Genomic DNA, 17872 nt, shown 5'->3' on the forward strand with positions numbered 1-17872 from the left:
GTGGGTCCTTACTCGATCGTCTCGATGACGCGGTTATGGTTCGTATAGATGCACATGTCGCCGGCAATCTCCAGCGACTTCTCCACGATCTCGCGTGGCGATAGATCGGTATTGTCAACGAGCGCCTTGGCGGCGGCTTGCGCGTAGGCGCCGCCCGAACCGATCGCGCAGATTCCGCCTTCCGGATCGAGCACGTCGCCGTTGCCGGTAATGACGAGGGTGGTGGTGGCGTCCGCGGCGATCAGCATGGCTTCGAGGCGGCGCAGCATGCGGTCGGTGCGCCAGTCTTTGGCGAGTTCGACGGCGGCGCGGGTCAGATTGCCTTGATGTTTTTCCAGCTTCGCTTCGAAGCGGTCGAGCAGCGAGAAGGCGTCGGCCGTGCCGCCGGCGAAGCCGACCATCACCTTGCCGTTATAGATGCGCCGGACTTTCTTCGCACCGCCTTTCATGACGATGTTGCCCAGTGTCACCTGGCCGTCGCCGCCAAGCGCGACCTTGTCGCCGCGGCGCACGGAAACGATCGTTGTGCCGTGAAATTGCTCCATATGCGTTCCTCTTTGCAAAACGGGTAGGACACGGCAGCACAATGTAATGCACCACCGCATGAATCCTGGAAGCGGACGGCGCGCAACGCTGAAACGATCAACCGGCCGGCGCGCGCTCGTGCAACGCATGTCCGACTTATTTTAGGGCGTGCGCGGTCATATCAAGAGCCGGCAAACGGCATAAGACAAAAACACGGGATTCGGAGCGGGGGACTGTGCGCAGGGGCACACAAAAGAAAAAAGGCGCACAGATCACCGTGCGCCTCTCGACGAAGCAGCTTAAAAGGGCGCGGAGCCGAAGCCGCGCCGTTGGCGTTCAGTCGCCGAACAGCTTCTGGCGCAGTTCGCGGCGTTCCTGCGCTTCGAGCGACAGGGTAGCCGTGGGCCGTGCGAGCAGACGCGGAACACCAATCGGCTCGCCGGTTTCTTCGCACCAGCCGTAATCACCCGAATCGATGCGCGCGATCGATTGCTGCACCTTCTTCAGCAGCTTGCGCTCGCGGTCGCGCGTGCGCAGTTCCAGCGCATGCTCTTCTTCGATCGTTGCACGGTCGGCCGGGTCCGGCACGATTACTGTTTCGCGCAGGTTTTCGGTCGTCTGGCCGGCATTGCGGAGAATGTCCGCCTGCAGCTGTTCGAGCTTGTTCTTGAAGAAAGCGAGCTGATCCGCATTCATGTAATCCTTATCGCTCATCTTCAGGATTTCGGCTTCAGTCAAGAGTCGTTTCGTCGTCATCTGGCTTGCTTCTTCAATGTGAGGCAAAACTCTTACATAGTGCCCGCACTTTCGTATTGCCCGCAAAGGCGCCACTAGGACGCTGAGCGCTGGGCGGGCACGGACGATGGGCTGTCGGTGACGCCGAAGCGCCTTGCGCCCACGCGCCGGGCGTCGCTACGCCAATGCGGGGCCGAACTCCTCTGGAAACCGTTTCTCAAATGCTCCTGAGGCATTGCTTGCCGGCAGCGCGCATTGACTGCTGTGCCAGCCGGCATTGTCGGCGTGCTTTCCGGATAAGATTTTCCGGCGCCGTTTCAGGCCCGGCGCGGGATACGCGCTGACCGGGCAATTCGTTGTCATTCTCCAGTGGGCACGTATTGTAACTGAATCACAATCCAGCACCGCAACTGGTGAAAATCCCCCGGCGGCGCACTGATATCCCGAAAATATAACGCGCGCACGGTCAAAAAGCGATGGTCGTGTACGCTTTAATACAGCAGGGTTTTCACGTGCTTTTCACACGGCCGACATTTCAGCAGGCTTTCGGGCCGCTCCTCCCGCCCGTATTCTGCAGACGATTACCATGGTGCCCGCCGGACACACGCTCGTGATAAGCGCGCTCCAGCATGCCGCGTGCCGCGCCATTTGCCCGGCACGGCACGAGCCGGCATTTGCGACGACTTGTGACGCTTACGCCAGACAGGCGTCCAGGCCGTCGGTGATCAGGTCTTGCGGCAGTTCGATGCCGATGAACACCATCTTGTTGGTCTTCTTCTCGATCGGCTGCCATTTCGCGGCCAGATCACTGCCCATCATCTGATGCACGCCCTGGAACACCACCTTCCGGTCGACGCCTTTCATATACAGCACGCCCTTGTAGCGCAGCAGGCGCTCGCCGTAGATCTGCAGAATGCCGCCGAGGAAGTCCTCGAGCTTGTTCGGATCGAACGGACGGTCGCTGCGGTAGACGAACGATTTGATCTTGTCGTCGTGGTGCGCGTGATGGTGATGCGCGTGGTCGTGGCCTTCGTGGTCGCACTTGCCGTGGTCGTGATCGCAGTTTTCGTGATCGTGATCGTCGTGATCGGCATGGGTGTGGCCGTGCTCGTCATGCGCGTGAGCGTGGCTGTGCGCATGTTCGTCTTCAGCGAGGAAATCCGGGTCGATTTCGAGCTTCGAATTGAGGTTGAAGCCGCGCAGGTCGAAGATTTCCTTGATGTCCGCTTCGCCGAAGTTGACGATCTTGATCGCAGCCCGCGGGTTCATGTGCAGCAGGCGATGGCGCAGATCGTCCACGTGCTTTTCGTCGACCGTATCGGACTTGGTGATGAACAGGCGATCGGCGAAGCCGACCTGGCGCTGCACCACTTCATGCTCGTCCAGTTGATGGTTCGCGTGCTTCGCGTCGACCAGCGTGATGATCGCGTCGAGCAGGAATTCGTTGGCGATCTGGTCGTCCATGAAGAACGTCTGCGCGACCGGGCCCGGATTGGCGAGACCGGTGGTTTCGATCACGACACGGTCGAAATCCAGTTCGCCGGATTGCTTCTTCGCCACCAGATCGCCCAGCACGCGCGACAGGTCGCCGCGGATCGTGCAGCAGATGCAGCCGTTGCTCATCTGGATGATCTGCTCGCTCGTGTCCTGCACGAGGATTTCGTTGTCGATGTTCTCTTCGCCGAACTCGTTCTCGATCACGGCGATCTTCATGCCGTGCTTTTCGTTCAGGATGCGCTTGAGCAGGGTGGTTTTGCCGCTGCCGAGAAAGCCGGTCAGGATGGTGACTGGGATCATGTTGGTCGCCTGTATGTACGTGAGTCTGTGCGGAATCGAAATGTGCAGCGCGAACGTTCAGCGAATGCGTCTGCGAATCCGGTTTGCCGGGCGCGCCAGCCTGACGGCGCGCGACCCGATCTAGCCGGATATTGAAACATATCTGTCAAGCCGGCGCTGGCAGCGGGGGCGAACCCCTCCGCGGCACGCGGGAAATAACCCTGAAGCTATGGGCGATCAGGCAATTTGCAACAGCAGGCCTTTCAGGTATTCGCCTTCGGGGAAGGCGGTGAGCAGCGGGTGGTCGACCCCGGCGCCGAGGCGCTTGAGAATCCGCGCATCGACACGCGCATCGGCCGCCGCGCCGGACACGATCTTCTGGAACAGTTCGGAGTCGATTGCGCCGGAGCACGAATAGGTGAACAGCAGGCCGCCCGGGCGCAGCAGCTTCAGGCCGGTCAGGTTGATGTCCTTATAGGCGCGCGAGGCGCGGTCCACGTGTTCACGCGAAGGCGCGAATTTCGGCGGATCGAGCACGATCAGGTCGAAGCGTTCGCCTTCGTCGTACAGGCGGCGCAAGGTTTTGAACGCGTCGGCGTCGAGCCAGGTAGCGCGTTCGGCGTCGAAACCGTTGGCGGCCACGTTCTGCTGCGCGATCGCGAGCGCGTCGCCCGACGAATCGATCGACACCACACGCTTCGCTCCGCCTTTCAAGGCCGCCAGCGAAAAGCCGCCGGTGTAGCAGAAGCAATTCAGTACGTCGCGATCTTTCGCCAGCTCCTGCACCAGCAAGCGGTTGTCGCGCTGGTCGACGTAGAAGCCGGTTTTGTGGCCGTTGCGCACGTCGACGTGATAGCGCACGCCGTTTTCGCTCGCGATCAGCGCTTCCGACGGCGCCTCGCCCGCGAGCACGCCGGTGATCTGCTCGAGCCCTTCTTTCTGGCGAATCGACACGTCCGAACGCTCGTAGACGTTAGGACAGCCGGTCGCGTCGGTCAGCGCCGCGACGATCGCTTCCTTCCATGCTTCGACGCCCGTCGCCATGAACTGGCACACCAGCTGGCTGCGCTGGCCCGCGTCCTCGGCGACGTAGTGATCGACGATCAGGCCAGGCAGGCCGTCCGCTTCGCCGAAAATCAGCCGCACCGCGCCGGTGTTGTGCACCATCGTTTGACGGTGCGCGAGCGCGCGCTGCACGCGGCGCTTGAAGAACGCGTGATCGATCGGCTCCATTTCGTCGAAGCTCCATACGCGTGCGCGAATCTGCGAATGCGGGCTGTAGGCCGCACGGGCGAGGAAACGGCCGTCGTGCGCGCGCACCAGCACGGTCGCGCCGGGAGCGGGATTGCCGTCGACGCGATCGATCACGTTGGCATAGACCCACGGATGGCGGCGCAGCAGCGATTTTTCTTTCGACGGTTTGAGCGTAACGGTATTCATTGGGGTGTCAGCAGGAGCAGTAGGCCGCGTGGACAAAGAGGCACACGGCAAGTGAAGCGAAGGCGGAGACCGCAAGCCGCAAAAAAGCAAAGAGCGGAATCAGTCGCGTTTTTTGGCGCGCGGATGCGCCTGATCGTAGACGTGCGCGAGATGCTGGAAATCGAGCGCGGTATAGACCTGCGTGGCGGTGATACTGGCGTGCCCGAGCAGTTCCTGCACGGCCCGCAGATCGCCGCTCGATTGCAGCACATGTGTGGCGAACGAATGCCGCAGCACGTGCGGATGCACATTGGCGGGAATGCCGGCGACCAGCGCCGCGCGCTTCACGCGATCACGCACGACATTCGGCGACAGCCGATTGCCGCGCGCCGACAGAAACAGCGGATGCGGATCGTGTTTCACCATCTGATCACGCACAGCGAGCCACACGTTCAGGGCATCGAGCGCCTTGCTGCCGACTGGCACGATGCGGCGCCGATTGCCTTTGCCGAGCACTTCGACTTCGGCGGAATCGAGCTTGAGCCAGCCCGCGGAGCGGTAACCGCTGGCGTCGGCAAAACGGGCGTCGAGACCGACCAGCTCGGACAGTCGCAGGCCCGACGAGTAGAACAGTTCGAGCATCGCGTGGTCGCGCAAACCTTCAGGCGTCGCAGCGGGCGGGCTTTCCATCAGGCGCGTGGCGTCGTCGACGGACAGCGCTTTCGGCAGTGATTTGGCCTGCTTCGGCGCCCGCACAGTGGCGACCGGATTGGCCGGCAGATCGACGCGTCCCGCGAACCAGCGGTAAAACGCCCGCCAGCACGACAGCCGATGGCTGATCGAGCGCGCCGTCAGGCCGCCGGCATGCGCCCGCGAAACCGCGCCGCGAATATCGACAGCGGTGAGGCTTTCGAGCGGCCGGCCTTTGGCCAGCAGCTTGAGCTCTTCGAGTTCGTGGGTGTAGCCGCGCAGCGTGTGTGCCGACAGTCGCCGCTCATGTTCGAGATTCGACAGATAGGCGGCGATCGGGTCGGCTTCGGTCACGATGGCCTTTGGCGGGATCGGCGGCTCAGCGCGGCAGCAGACGGCTCAGCGCCGCGCTCGCCAACGCGCCGATCTGCGTCAGGAAATCGGTTGCCATGCCGTCGTGGAAGCGGCGGGCATCGGCCGAACCCATCACCAGCAGGCCGAAGGTGGGTGCTTCTTCCTTGCCCTCGGGGTCGCGCAGTGCGAGCAGCGCAATCGACTCAGTGGCGTGCGCGGACTCGTCGGTACCGCCTGCGGCCCCGTCGTCGCTCACCGCCGACACCGTCGGCACCAGCCACTGCGCCGCTTCGAAGCCGGTGTTCGCGCCACAGTACGGCGTGGTGAGGCTATTCGCGAAGATTCGTACTTCCTCGCCGACATGGCGCGCGAACTCGGCCTGTGCATACGGCTCGGAGACATCCCACACACGCAGCGCGGCTTGTGGCACGTCGAAAATATCGCGTAAGCCGTTGGAGATCGTACGCGGCAGCGCGTACGGATCGCGTTCGGCCATCACGCGAATGGTCCAGCGATTGAATTTTGAAGCGATGCTGTCGTTTTCGTGCCCATAGCGCAGCAGCTCGGCCAGCCGCCGTTCGAGATGCTTGTTCTTGTCGCGCAGCATTTCCATTTGCCGTTCCTGCAGCGACACCGCGGCTTTGCCGTGCGGGTTCGCAAGCCGGATCGTCGCGAGCATTTCCGCGTGTTCGGCGAAGAATTCGGGGTTGGCGAGCAGGTATTCGGCGACTTCGCGATCGTTCATGGTTTCGGCTAAAGGACTACGGGACGACGCCTTCGGGCGGCGCATCGGTCATGAGTTCGGTCGGCCGGTGAAGAGCTGTTTCGTCCGGCTTTTCATCGGCTTCTTCGTCGGCCTGTTCGAGGCCACTTGTCTGGTACATCCTGGGCCGATCGCTCGGCCGCTGAATCGGGTAGTGCGCTGGCGCGGGTCAGTCGGCCAGTTCGATTTCGCCTTCGAAGACGGTTGCCGCGGGGCCAGCCATCAGCAGCGGCGTGCCTTCTTGCAAGTTATCCCACGTGATGGTCAGCTGGCCGCCGTGCGTGTGCACCCGCACCGGCGCGTCCAGCAGCCCGCGGCGAATGCCGGCGGCGACTGCCGCGCACGCGCCCGTGCCGCACGCCAGCGTTTCGCCGGCGCCGCGTTCGTAGACCCGCAGCTTGATCTCGCTACGTCCGACAATCTGCATGAAGCCCGCGTTCACTCGCTGCGGGAAACGTGCATGCCGTTCGATCACAGGACCTTCGACGAGGACCGGAAAATCTTCGACGTCGTCGACCACTTGCACCGCGTGCGGATTGCCCATCGACACCACCGAAATCCAGCGCGTCGCGCCGTTCACGTCGAGCGGCCAGAGCGTGTCCGCGCCCTCGCGGCGGCCTTCGAGCCCTTTGGTGGCGAACGGTACGCGCTCCGGTTCGAACACGGGGGCGCCCATGTCGACCAGCACTTCGCCGTTTTCCTGCATGGTCAGCAGGATCGTGCCGTTCTGCACTTGCACGCGCACGCTGCGCTTGTCGGTCAGGCCGTTGTCGCGCACGAACTTGACGAAGCAGCGCGCACCGTTGCCGCAGTGCTCGACCTCGCCGCCGTCGCAATTGAAGATGCGATATCTGAAATCGACGCCGTCCACGGTGGGTTTCTCGACCAGCAGCAACTGGTCGGCGCCAACGCCGAAATGCCGGTCCGCGAGCGCGCGCACCTGCGCCGGCGTCAGGTTGACCGGCTGGGTGTAGCCGTCGAGCACGACGAAGTCGTTACCCGCGCCGTGCATTTTGGTGAATTTCAGTTTCATCACGCTATTGTAAGTGACGCGCCCGCAGGTGCGCCGAACGTCGTTTTATTTAAGCGTTCAGGCGCTTTTTTCGAAGACCGTTCAGTAGACGCTCGGCTCGCCCGGCGGCCGGGTCTTGAAGCGCTTGTGCACCCAGTAGTACTGCTCGGGGATCAGCGGAATCTGCTCTTCGAGGAAGGCGTTCATGCGGCGCGCGTCGGCGTCGTCGTCGCCCGAGGGATAGTTGTCCCACGGCTTGAAGACCTTCAGCCGGTAGCCCTTGTAGTTCGGCAGCACCTCGCCGATGAACGGTACCACTTGCGCATGGCCGACCCCAGCGAGCCGCCCGACCGCCGTCAGCGTGCACGCCTGTACGCCGAAGAACGGCACGAACGTCGAGTTGCGCATGCCGTAGTCCATATCGGCGCCGAGCATGACGGGCTTGCGGTCGCGCAGCCAGCGCAGCACGATGCGCGCACTGTCCGCGCGGCTTGCCATGTCCGCGCCGAACCGGCCGCGCGCGGCAATCGCCACGTCGTCGAGCACCTTGTTGGACATCGGTTGATAGAGCGCGCCGCACTGCCGGCGCAGCGCGTGATTGATGAACACGGAGCCTGCCTCGATACCGACGAAATGCGCGCCAAGCAACAGGGTGGGCGGCATGTCGGGGTCCAGCAGGTCGATCTCGCTATCCACCTGCACGAGCTTTTCGAGCTTCTTCGCCGAGCCGAACCACTGGACGCTGCGCTCGACATAGCTGCGAATCGCGTGGCGGAAGTGTTTCTGCGCGATCTCTTCGCGATGCTCGGCGGTCCACTCCGGGAAACACAAGCTCAGATTGATGTGGACGATGCGCTTACGGTTGCTGGGGATCTGATAGAGCAGCCAGCCCAGCCCGTCGCCCAGTCGCGCAACGAAACCGTATGGCAGCAACGCCAGAAGTTTCAGCAGCCCAATGGCCAGATGGGCACCAAGACGACTCAGCATGCCGGCCCTCCGTATAGGGCGTCGAGCGACGCTTTGCTCAAGAAACCTGAAGACGGGTCGAAATACAGCACGGGTGATCACTCTGTGACAATCAAAGGAAGTCGCTATAATAAGGGCTTCGCCGAGTTAATAGACAACTTGCGGGGCGAAGCTGGCGGGTGCGATCCATGGGATAAGCCCCCTGCCGGTAAGGTAATCCGCTAAAGCGTCGCCGCTTCAAGGCTCCCGAAGCTGGCTACGTGAAACTCAACCGTAACCACAAAACAGGAGTCTGCAACGTGGCAAACGATTATCTCTTCACTTCCGAATCCGTGTCCGAAGGCCATCCCGACAAAGTCGCGGATCAGATTTCGGACGCCATCCTCGACGCCATCCTGACCCAGGACAAGTACTCGCGTGTCGCAGCCGAAACGCTGTGCAACACGGGTCTCGTCGTGCTGGCCGGTGAAATCACCACCACCGCGAACGTCGATTACATACAGGTTGCGCGCAACACGATCAAGCGCATCGGCTACGACAACACCGATTACGGTATCGACTACCGCGGCTGCGCGGTGCTGGTGGCGTACGACAAGCAATCGCCGGACATTGCCCAGGGCGTGGACCGCGCGCACGACAACAACCTCGATCAAGGCGCCGGCGACCAGGGCCTGATGTTCGGTTATGCGTGTGAAGAAACGCCGGAACTGATGCCGCTGCCGATCCACCTGTCACATCGTTTGGTGGAACGTCAGGCGAATCTGCGCCGCGACGGCCGCCTGCCCTGGCTGCGTCCGGATGCGAAGTCGCAGGTCACCGTGCGTTATGTCGACGGCAAGCCGCATGCGATCGACACGGTCGTGCTGTCCACGCAGCATTCGCCGGACATCGATCTGGCCACGCTGCGCGAAGCCGTGATCGAAGAAGTCATCAAGCCGACGCTGCCGGCTGACCTGATCAAGGGCGACATCAAGTTTCTGGTGAACCCGACCGGCCGGTTCGTGATTGGCGGCCCGCAAGGCGATTGCGGCCTGACGGGTCGCAAGATCATCGTCGATACGTACGGCGGCGCAGCTCCGCACGGCGGCGGCGCGTTCTCGGGCAAGGATCCGTCGAAGGTCGACCGTTCGGCAGCTTATGCCGGCCGTTATGTCGCGAAGAACATCGTGGCGGCTGGTTTGGCGTCGCGCTGCCTGATTCAGGTGTCGTACGCGATCGGCGTTGCCCAGCCGACGTCGGTCATGGTCAACACGTTCGGCACGGGCCGCGTATCGGATGCGACGATCACGAAGCTGGTGCTGGAGCATTTCGACCTGCGTCCGAAGGGCATCATCCAGATGCTCGACCTGCTGCGCCCGATCTACGAGAAGAGCGCGGCCTACGGCCACTTCGGCCGCGAAGAGCCGGAATTCACGTGGGAAGCCACGGATAAGGCACTCGTGCTCGCCGAAGCAGCAGGCACCGAACCGGTTGTCGCGCTCGCCGAATAAGCGCACGCAATCCGCTTCAACAAAAAACCCCGCCCGGGCGCCAAGCCGGGGACGGGGTTTTTTATTGCCTTTGCGGTGTGCCGCGACTCATTCGGCCACTCACTTAGCCACGCACTCAGCGACTCGCAAACGCGAACGCAAACCAGCCGCTGCTACCACTCGTCGACATCCGGCGCGGGCGGCGGCTCGTACTCTGCGGGGCGGCGACCGGCGCATTGTGCGTAGCGGTGAGGCGCAACGGCGTCGGTTTGCGCAGCAGCGTGCGCAGCGAAAAGCGGCGCGAACTGCCTTGCAGGCGCAGTGCGGAGAAGAAGGTGTGGAACCACGTGCGAATGCCGTCGACCGCTTTGGCTTCGCGCCATTGTTCGCCTAATGCGCGAGTGCGGGTGGCATGGTGACGCAGTGCACGCACAACATGGCGGCGTGCCGGACGCGCCGCTTTAAGTGCGGCGCGGGTAAGACGGGTGCTCAGAAGAGTATGCATGGCTTCACAAGTGGGCAACGTGTCGCGCGACGGAGTGTGCGCCAGAAAGAGCACCAAATGTGCCAACGGCGGTGTCGCGATGGACGGCGCGAAAGCCCGGAATTCGACTGGAAAGGACACGGAGGACGGCGGAGTCGGCCTTGGCGGGCAGCGCGTGCCGTAAAAGTGCGGGAAGAACGATCAACATGTGTGCAGGCTACACGCGATTCATGACGTCAGAAAGTCGGTTTTTACCCTGCGAATACGGGTTTTTACGGAGTGAACAGGATTTGCCTGTTTGCGGGGTCGCGCCCTTTGCGGGCGATTTTCGTGCGTGCGTGCCCAGACTGCGTGCCATGCAAACCGCCCATTCGCGTGAAAGTAGTGCGTAAGGCCCGGCTTCCCGGCAGATGAAACAGCACGCAGTCCGATCGCGCCCGTTTTACAATCGAGCATCAGTCAGTCGAAAGTAACGGAACACCATGTCACTTCACTCGAAGAAAGAGCAGATTCAAACGTTGCGGGAGCAGGGATTTGTCGTCGTGCCGGGACTGGTTTCGCCCGAGCGTTGCACTGAACTGAAGCAGATTGCAGAGCGCCAGTTGCAGGAAGCGGCCGCGCCAATCGAATTCGAAGCGGATCTGCGCTATCCGGGCGCACCGGACTCCAAACACGCGCCGGGTGGGCATACGGTTCGCCGCCTGCTGGATGCGTACGGGCGCCATCCGCATTTTGCGCAATGGGCCACCGCGCCGGAAATTCGCGGCTGGATGGAGTTGTACTTCGGCGAGGAGCCGCGCTTATCGCGGGCGCATCACAATTGCATGATGACCAAGCATCCTGCTTATGGCAGTTTGACCGGCTGGCATCGTGACGTGAGGTATTGGTCGTTCGAGCGTGACGACCTGGTGTCGGTGTGGCTCGCGGTGGGGTCGGAGACGGTCGATAACGGGGCGCTGTGGCTGGTGCCGAAGTCGCACAGCGCGGCTTTCACATCCGACCGCTTCGACGAGGCCAAGTTTTTCCGCTCGGATCTGGAAGAGAATCAGGCGTTGATTCGCACTGCGGTTTCGCCCGAACTAAAGCCCGGCGACGTGGTGTTCTTTCATTGCAACACGCTGCATTCGGCCGGCAAGAATCTCAGCGATCAGGTGAAATTTTCTTTGGTGTTCACCTATCACGGGGCGAGCAATGTGCCCCTGCCGGGATCCCGCTCGGCGGCCAAGCCTGAAATTGTCTTTTAGGTTTTTTTGCCTTTCGCGGCGCGGAGGCCCTTTGGTCCCACGCCGTGCAGGCAATTCACGCTCTACCGCTTGCGCCCGGAAACTGCCACCCCGGTCAGGCCGGCAATCGTGGCGATAACGCCGCCCACAATCAGCATGATCGCCTTGTTGGTCGGAGATCCGGTGAACACGCGGGACACCTCGCTGCTGACCGAGTTGAACGCCTGCCCGCCGAAATACAACAACACAATACCGCCGACAATCAGCGCGATTGAAATCGCCTTCGTCATGAACCCATCCCTCCGCTAAGCTTTGATCGGCCAAAGTGTAAGGGAGCCGCAAGCCGTCGTCCATCCCGCATACTGGGCGCCTGCACGCATCGCGGCGATTGGCTACCATAGCGGTCTGGCCTCACCCATACCTGAATATAAAACCTGCACGCCTCCCGCAGCATGTGATTTCCTCACGCCCGTGATCGCCGGGCGACTTCAACATCAAGGACACTAGCAATGGCTTACGAAGCAGCTTCAGAACGCTATTCGGACATGAAATACCGAGTCTGCGGCAAGTCGGGTCTCAAACTGCCGGCGCTGTCGCTGGGCCTGTGGCACAACTTCGGCGATACCACGCCGATCTCCACGCAGCGCGACATCCTGCGCACGGCCTTCGATCTGGGCATCACGCACTTCGACCTCGCCAACAACTACGGCCCCCCGTACGGCAGCGCCGAAACCAATTTCGGCCGGCTCTTCAAGGACGACTTCAAGCCGTATCGCGACGAACTGCTGATTTCGTCGAAGGCAGGTTGGGACATGTGGCCGGGTCCGTACGGTCAGGGCGGCGGCTCGCGTAAATATGTGCTCGCGAGTCTCGATCAGAGCCTGCAGCGCATGGGCCTCGACTACGTCGATATCTTCTATTCGCATCGTTTCGATGCCGATACGCCGCTCGAAGAAACCGCCGGTGCATTGGCAACCGCCGTGCAGCAGGGCAAGGCGCTGTACATCGGTATTTCGTCATACTCGGCCACCAAGACGCTCGAAATGGCGAAGCTGCTCGCCGAGTACAAGGTGCCGCTCCTGATCCATCAGCCGGCGTACAACATGCTCAACCGCTGGATCGAGCAGGAATTGCTGGACACGCTCGAGAAAGTCGGCGCGGGCGCCATCGCGTTCACGCCGCTCGCGCAGGGCTTGCTCACCGGCAAATATCTGAACGGCGTGCCGGAAGACGCGCGCGTCAATAAGCCGGGCGGCGGTTCGTTGAAGCAGGAGCATCTGAGCCCGCAAAACATCGAGCACGTGCGCAAGCTCAACGACATCGCGCAGCGTCGCGGACAAAGCCTCGCGCAGATGGCGCTCGCCTGGGCGCTGCGCGATCCGCGCGTCACGTCGGTGCTGATCGGCGCAAGCCGCGCGGAACAGGTGCGTGAGAACGTCGGTGCGCTGAAGAATCTCGCGTTCTCGAAGGAGGAGCTGGCGGAGATCGATCGCTATGCGACCGAAGGCGGCATCAACCTGTGGGAAAAACCGTCGACGGATCAGGCGATTTGATCCCGCAGCGTGTCAGGTCGTAGAGACACGCCGTAGAAACGAAGAAAGCCGCCCATGAGGCGGCTTTCTTTCAAACGCAATTCAAGCGCACACGTTTCCCACGCAATGGCCGAAGCGAGTGCGTTCAGTTGACCGAACCATCGGCGAAGCGCACAGGCCGCCTTCGCCGGACCCCGCTACACTAGCGCAGGCAAGCCTTCGACCAGCACGACCGCGAACACCACACCGATCAGCGCGCCAAGCACGCGTAACGCGTTGTGCCGAAATTCCGTCTTGCAGGGGAGCGCGCCGACAAACAGGGCGCCGGCCAGCGCCATCGGAATGACCAGGATGAAATCGCCGATCGTAAAGTAGGTCGTCATACCCGTCTCCTTATGTAATACCAACGCGGGCAGCGGCTCGATTTCTGGAGTCATGCACTGCCAGCAGTCGATTCGAGTATAGGCGACGGTTAGATCAACATAACAACGTATTGCGGCGCTGCAGCGCGTCTTCGCAGGCTGCTGAACCCAGTGCCGCAGGGGGAGCCGCGATTGGCGCGTTGCAGCAAAAACCTCGTAAAAAATGAAGTGTTTGCTTACACAGGCCTTACTTTCCGAGCTTGTTTGATGCGCTGCGGATAGTTCTCGCCTTACAGGGGCATACCCCGTGCAGGCCCTGATTCACGCTGTGTCCAGGCCGGGTTTCCGCAAGGCCGATCAGCAGCGTTCCCTCATGCCGTGATCCGTTCGCGCTGCCGCAAGCGCATGGCCGCAACGAGGCCTACGACAAGCAGCACGCCGACCAGTCCGGCGACGCCGTTCCAGCCATCGGCTGCCCATACGCGTCCGCCATAAGAACCGACCACGCTCGAACCGATGTAATACGCGAGCAGATATAGCGCGGCCGCCTGGCCTTTGGCTTCCTTGGCGAGGCGTCCGACCCAGCCGCTCGCCACCGAGTGTCCGGCGAAAAAGCCGAACGTCACGAAAGCAATGCCGGTCGCAATGGCTGCCAGCGGATGCAGCATCGTGAGTGCGAGTCCAAATGCCATCAGCAGCAAGCTGGCGGTCAGCACGCGCGCCCGGCCGAAGGTGTCGGCCATGCGGCCCGACCACGGCGAGGCAACCACGCCCGTCAGATAGACGACGAAAATCGCGCCGATCTCTGACTGACTCAGCAGGTACGGTGGCGCGAGCAGCCGGTAACCGATGTAGTTGTACAGCGTGACGAAGCTGCCCATCAGCACGAAGCCGAGCAGAAATAGCAGCGGCAAGCCGGGTCGCGTGAATTGTTTGAGCAAGGCGGTGCGGTGATGGGAAAAGCCGAGCCCACGACGCGGTACGAAATGGCGCGACGGCGGCAGCAACGCACGAAACGCGAGCATCGACAGAATGCCGAGCACGCCGATCGTACCGATTGCCACGCGCCACGAAAACAGATCCGCGACCACGCCGGTGATCACGCGCCCAGCCATCCCGCCGATCGCCGTGCCACCGACGTAAAGCCCCATCGCCAGACCGAGTCCATCCGGATGCACTTCTTCCGCGAGGTACGCCATCGCGACGGCGGGCACGCCACCGAGCGCGAGGCCCTCGAGCATGCGCAACACGAGCAATTGATGCCAGTGCGGCGCGATCGACACGGCGATCGTCAGCAGCGCCGACAGCGTGAGCGATGCCGTCATCAACTTGTGACGGCTCCAGCCTTCGGAGACGAACCCAGCCACGAATATGGCGAGCGCGAGCGCGGCTGTCGTCAGTGAGAGCGACAAGCTGCTTTGTGCCGGCGTTACGTTGAACGCCGTAGAGAACGCCGGCAGCAGTGGCTGTACGCAATACAGCAGTGAGAAGGTGGCGTAACCCGCGAACAGCAGTGCGATGCTGGCGCGCCAATAGGCACGCGTGCCGCGTTCGAGATAGGGAATGTCAGGGACGCCAGGCACAGTAGCGGAGGTGAACGAAGCAGACGAAACAGGAACAGCCGAAGCAGCAGTCCGGTGGGAATCCGGCGATGCGGTCACGAAAAAATCTCCTTGGGGAGCGCAAAGTACTCAAAGCAGTTAAGGATACGCTGAAAAGTTTAACCGTGCGCCGCCGCATCGCTCGCGGGCGGTACGGGATGCACGATCTGTTCGTCGGTCGGCAAGGCGGACGCGTCCCAACCGCCGCCCAATGCCTTGATCAACGCGACGCTCGCGGCCATGCGGCGGCGCGCGATCGACACCGCATTCCGCTCGTTGCTGAGCGCCGTGGTTTGCGCGACCACGACGTCGAGATACGTAATCGCGCCGTTTTTATAGCGATTCGACACGACCGCCAGCGAACGCTGCGCGGCAGCCACGGCGTCGTCTTGCGCGGCGGCTTCCTGTTCCAGCACGCGCAATGCGGCGAGGTTGTCTTCGACCTGGCCGAACGCCGTCAGCACGGTTTGGCGGTACTGCGCAACGCTTTCGTCGTAGTGCGCACGGGCTTGCTCTTTCACCGATGCACGTCCGCCGAAGTCGAGCAGCGTGCCGGCCAGTGTTGGCCCGAGCGACCACAGACGGCTCGGCGCCAGCAGCCATTGGCTGTAGTTGGTCGCTTCGAGCCCACCCGTCACCGACAAAATCAGGTTCGGAAAGAATGCCGCCGTTGCCACGCCGATCTGCGCGTTCATATCGGCGACGTGCCGCTCTGCCGACGCGATGTCGGGCCGTCGTTCGAGCAACGCGGATGGCACGCCGGCCGCCGCGACCACCGGCACGGCGGTGAGCGGCGCAACCGGCAGGGAAAACGTCGAGGGCGTCTGCCCGATCAGGATCGCGATCGCATGTTCGAGTTGCGCGCGCTGCACGCCGAGGTCGAGCGCTTGCGCCTGAGTGGTTTGCAACTGCGTCTGCGCCTGCGCGACATCGGCGTCGGTGGCGATGCCGCCGGTGTAGCGGTGTTGCGTCAGATCGAGTGCTTCCTTGTAGGCCTTGATCGTGTCGTCGAGAAGTTGGCGTTCCTGATCGAGACCGCGGAGTTCGAAGTAGTCCGTTGCCAGTTCGGCCTGCATCGAGAGGAGCGCGGCTTGCGCATCGGCGGCGCTCGCCTGCGCTTCGGCTTTCGCGCCCTCGACGCTGCGCGACACGCGGCCCCACAAGTCCGGTTCCCACGACGCGTCGGCTTGCACGAGGTAATCGTTCAGCGTGAGACCGGCGGTCGATTTATGCAGCACATTCTCCGAGGTCCGCCCACGAGAATAATCGCCGTTCGCGCTGACGACAGGGAAGAAGGTCGAGCGGTATTGCGCAACTGTCGCGCGGGCGGCGCGAAAGCGCGCCTCGGCGGCCTGCACGTTCTGGTTCGCGCTCGCGACCTGCTGCTCGAGCGCGTCGAGCGTCGGGTCCGCGTAGACGTTCCACCACGCGCCGCGCGTAAAGGTATCGGCGGGTTGCGCGGGCTTCCAGCCGGTGCCTTCGAGTTCCTTGTAGGTTGCGGCGGTGGTGGCAGGTGGTTTGACGTAGTCGGGGCCTACGGTGCAGGCGGTGAGCGTGAACACAAAGACCGACGCTACGGCAAGCAGCGAGCCGTGTGCAAACGGTGGCCCGACATGGCGACGTGATACTGGCGCGCTCACAAGGACATCCTCGCTGATTGCAGGCTGGCGACGTGGGCGATTGGCGCGCTTGCGGCCGCAGCACCAGAGGCGCCCGCAGCGCCCTCCGCACTCGAAGCACCCGCTGCGCTACTCGCAGCAGCCCCCGCTTTTGCCGGCACGATCCGCACCGGCGCCCCATCGATGATCGAATCCTGCGGATTCAGAATCACCTGTTCATCGCCTTGCAAACCGGATGCGATTGCTACGCGCGTGCCGAAGTCTGTTCCGAGCGAAACCGACAGCAGCTTCACTTTGTGCTGTGGATCCACGGTGGCCACTTTCACGCCGTCCGAGCGAAACAGCAGCGCGTTGCCAGGCAGCGTAAACGGCGCGGCGCCGGCGCCCAACGCGAAATGCACCTGCGCGTATGCGCCCGGCAGCAGATCGCCATTGCGATTGTCTACGTCGACTTCGACGAGCATGGTCCGCTGTTGCGGATCGACGGCGCCCGAGGTACGCGCCACGGTCCCTGGATAATGTTTGGGCGGCGTCTCGGTGAGCGTCAGAAACGCCGTCTGCTGCGCGCGGACCTGCTGTGCGTAGGCCTGCGGCACGTTCACATACACACGCAATCTATCCGCCTGCGCGACATGGAACAGTTCCTTCGCCGGTCCGCCGGAACTGCCTGCGTCGATCAATGCGCCGACATCGACATTGCGTGCCGTCACGATGCCATCGAACGGCGCGTAGACCTTCTGGAACGACTGCGTCTTTTCGAGGCGCGCCACGTTGAAGTGAGCGGCGTCCAGCGTGCCTTTCTTCGCGAGCATGTCGCCGACCTTCTCGTCGGTTTCCTGCTTCGAGACCGATTTGCTTTTCAGCATGTCAGTCCAACGGTCGGCGGTGCTTTTCGCGAGCGCGTAGTTGGCGTTGGCATTCGCGAGGTCGGCGCGGGCGGCGCGCAGTTGATCGTCGACTTCCGGTGTGTCGATCTCCGCGAGCAACTGGCCATTCTTGACGTGCGCGCCGATGTCCGCGTACCACTTCTTCAGATAGCCGTTGGTGCGTGCGTAAATCGGCGTGTCGAGAAAGGCTTGCACGTTGCCGGGCAGCACGAGGTCGAGTCCCGCCGTCGACTTCTGCGGACGCACGACTTCGACGTTCGTCTGACTGGCGTGCTCGGCGTCGCGCTCGAGTGCCGCATGCGCGTCATGGCGCGACCAGATACCTTGCGCCGCGAGCAGGACGATCACCACGACTACTGCCACGATTACCCAGCGTGCGCGCTTCCCTTTTGCTGGATCGGGCGCGGCGTTGGATCCGTCTGGACGTTTTCCTTCCATCAAGCTTCCCCTATCAG

At 62.6% G+C, this 17872-nt stretch carries 19 protein-coding genes; 4 read left to right on the forward strand and 15 right to left on the reverse strand.

The features are described 5' to 3' along the window. Positions 1-8: 8 nt before the first annotated feature. The 9 genes from hslV to PQQ86_RS00605 all read right to left on the reverse strand — a co-directional run bounded on the left by hslV (position 9) and on the right by PQQ86_RS00605 (position 8261). Entirely contained in the window at positions 9-545 is a 537-nt protein-coding gene (gene hslV / locus PQQ86_RS00565; RefSeq protein ID WP_408264099.1) for an ATP-dependent protease subunit HslV, read from the reverse strand. Positions 546-861: 316 nt separating this feature from the next. After that, positions 862-1281 (reverse strand): RNA polymerase-binding protein DksA, encoded by a 420-nt coding sequence (gene dksA / locus PQQ86_RS00570; RefSeq protein WP_408198908.1) that lies wholly within the window; start codon positions 1279-1281, stop codon positions 862-864. 672 nt (positions 1282-1953) lie between these two features. Then, positions 1954-3057 (reverse strand): CobW family GTP-binding protein, encoded by a 1104-nt coding sequence (locus tag PQQ86_RS00575; RefSeq protein ID WP_408264101.1) that lies wholly within the window; start codon positions 3055-3057, stop codon positions 1954-1956. 216 nt (positions 3058-3273) lie between these two features. Then, on the reverse strand, positions 3274-4476 hold the full coding sequence (locus PQQ86_RS00580; protein ID WP_211707422.1) for a class I SAM-dependent rRNA methyltransferase: 1203 nt from the start codon (positions 4474-4476) through the stop codon (positions 3274-3276). Between the two features lie 99 nt (positions 4477-4575). After that, positions 4576-5499, reverse strand: a complete 924-nt coding sequence (gene xerC, locus PQQ86_RS00585) for a tyrosine recombinase XerC (protein WP_408264104.1) — start codon at positions 5497-5499, stop codon at positions 4576-4578. 25 nt (positions 5500-5524) lie between these two features. After that, entirely contained in the window at positions 5525-6244 is a 720-nt protein-coding gene (locus PQQ86_RS00590) for a DUF484 family protein (protein ID WP_408264106.1), read from the reverse strand. 16 nt (positions 6245-6260) lie between these two features. Then, a complete protein-coding gene (locus PQQ86_RS00595; RefSeq protein ID WP_408264107.1) occupies positions 6261-6383 on the reverse strand; it encodes a hypothetical protein in 123 nt (40 codons plus the stop codon). A 48-nt stretch (positions 6384-6431) separates the two neighbouring features. Beyond that, positions 6432-7295: a diaminopimelate epimerase gene (gene dapF, locus PQQ86_RS00600; RefSeq protein WP_408264109.1), complete on the reverse strand. Its 864-nt coding sequence runs from the start codon at positions 7293-7295 to the stop codon at positions 6432-6434. Positions 7296-7376: 81 nt separating this feature from the next. Beyond that, the gene (locus PQQ86_RS00605) at positions 7377-8261 is read right to left on the reverse strand and encodes a lipid A biosynthesis lauroyl acyltransferase (RefSeq protein WP_408264111.1); all 885 of its coding nucleotides are present in this window, start codon (positions 8259-8261) and stop codon (positions 7377-7379) included. A 278-nt stretch (positions 8262-8539) separates the two neighbouring features. On the opposite strand from PQQ86_RS00605, the gene metK reads away from it, so the two are divergent. Further along, positions 8540-9730, forward strand: coding sequence for a methionine adenosyltransferase (gene metK / locus PQQ86_RS00610; protein ID WP_097390919.1), 1191 nt, complete (start codon positions 8540-8542; stop codon positions 9728-9730). A 115-nt stretch (positions 9731-9845) separates the two neighbouring features. Here metK and PQQ86_RS00615 read toward each other — a convergent pair whose 3' ends face one another. Then, positions 9846-10214 carry a hypothetical protein gene (locus PQQ86_RS00615; protein ID WP_408264113.1) on the reverse strand — a complete coding sequence of 123 codons (369 nt, stop codon included), beginning with the start codon at positions 10212-10214 and terminating at the stop codon, positions 9846-9848. Here PQQ86_RS00615 and PQQ86_RS00620 point away from each other — a divergent pair. Then, on the forward strand, positions 10213-10377 hold the full coding sequence (locus PQQ86_RS00620; protein WP_408264115.1) for a hypothetical protein: 165 nt from the start codon (positions 10213-10215) through the stop codon (positions 10375-10377). The genes PQQ86_RS00615 and PQQ86_RS00620 overlap by 2 nt on opposite strands. Positions 10378-10675: 298 nt before the next feature. After that, a complete protein-coding gene (locus PQQ86_RS00625; protein WP_408264117.1) occupies positions 10676-11437 on the forward strand; it encodes a phytanoyl-CoA dioxygenase family protein in 762 nt (253 codons plus the stop codon). Between the two features lie 62 nt (positions 11438-11499). Here the strand turns inward: PQQ86_RS00625 and PQQ86_RS00630 are convergent, their stop codons facing one another. Beyond that, positions 11500-11706 (reverse strand): DUF3185 family protein, encoded by a 207-nt coding sequence (locus tag PQQ86_RS00630; RefSeq protein WP_054037169.1) that lies wholly within the window; start codon positions 11704-11706, stop codon positions 11500-11502. 219 nt (positions 11707-11925) lie between these two features. On the opposite strand from PQQ86_RS00630, the gene mgrA reads away from it, so the two are divergent. Beyond that, a complete protein-coding gene (gene mgrA / locus PQQ86_RS00635) occupies positions 11926-12969 on the forward strand; it encodes an L-glyceraldehyde 3-phosphate reductase (RefSeq protein ID WP_093634658.1) in 1044 nt (347 codons plus the stop codon). Between the two features lie 176 nt (positions 12970-13145). Here mgrA and PQQ86_RS00640 read toward each other — a convergent pair whose 3' ends face one another. The 4 genes from PQQ86_RS00640 to PQQ86_RS00655 all read right to left on the reverse strand — a co-directional run bounded on the left by PQQ86_RS00640 (position 13146) and on the right by PQQ86_RS00655 (position 17855). Next, positions 13146-13331, reverse strand: coding sequence for a hypothetical protein (locus PQQ86_RS00640; protein ID WP_007179669.1), 186 nt, complete (start codon positions 13329-13331; stop codon positions 13146-13148). A 350-nt stretch (positions 13332-13681) separates the two neighbouring features. Next, positions 13682-14971, reverse strand: a complete 1290-nt coding sequence (locus PQQ86_RS00645) for an MFS transporter (RefSeq protein WP_408264119.1) — start codon at positions 14969-14971, stop codon at positions 13682-13684. Positions 14972-15030: 59 nt separating this feature from the next. After that, positions 15031-16551 (reverse strand): efflux transporter outer membrane subunit, encoded by a 1521-nt coding sequence (locus tag PQQ86_RS00650; protein WP_408264121.1) that lies wholly within the window; start codon positions 16549-16551, stop codon positions 15031-15033. Next, positions 16548-17855: an efflux RND transporter periplasmic adaptor subunit gene (locus tag PQQ86_RS00655; RefSeq protein WP_408264123.1), complete on the reverse strand. Its 1308-nt coding sequence runs from the start codon at positions 17853-17855 to the stop codon at positions 16548-16550. Before PQQ86_RS00655 ends, PQQ86_RS00650 begins: the two co-directional genes overlap by 4 nt. Positions 17856-17872 lie beyond the last annotated feature (17 nt).

Origin of the sequence: Paraburkholderia sediminicola, assembly GCF_046026675.1 — a bacterium.
In the GTDB taxonomy this organism is placed as follows: Bacteria; Pseudomonadota; Gammaproteobacteria; order Burkholderiales; family Burkholderiaceae; genus Paraburkholderia; species Paraburkholderia sediminicola_F.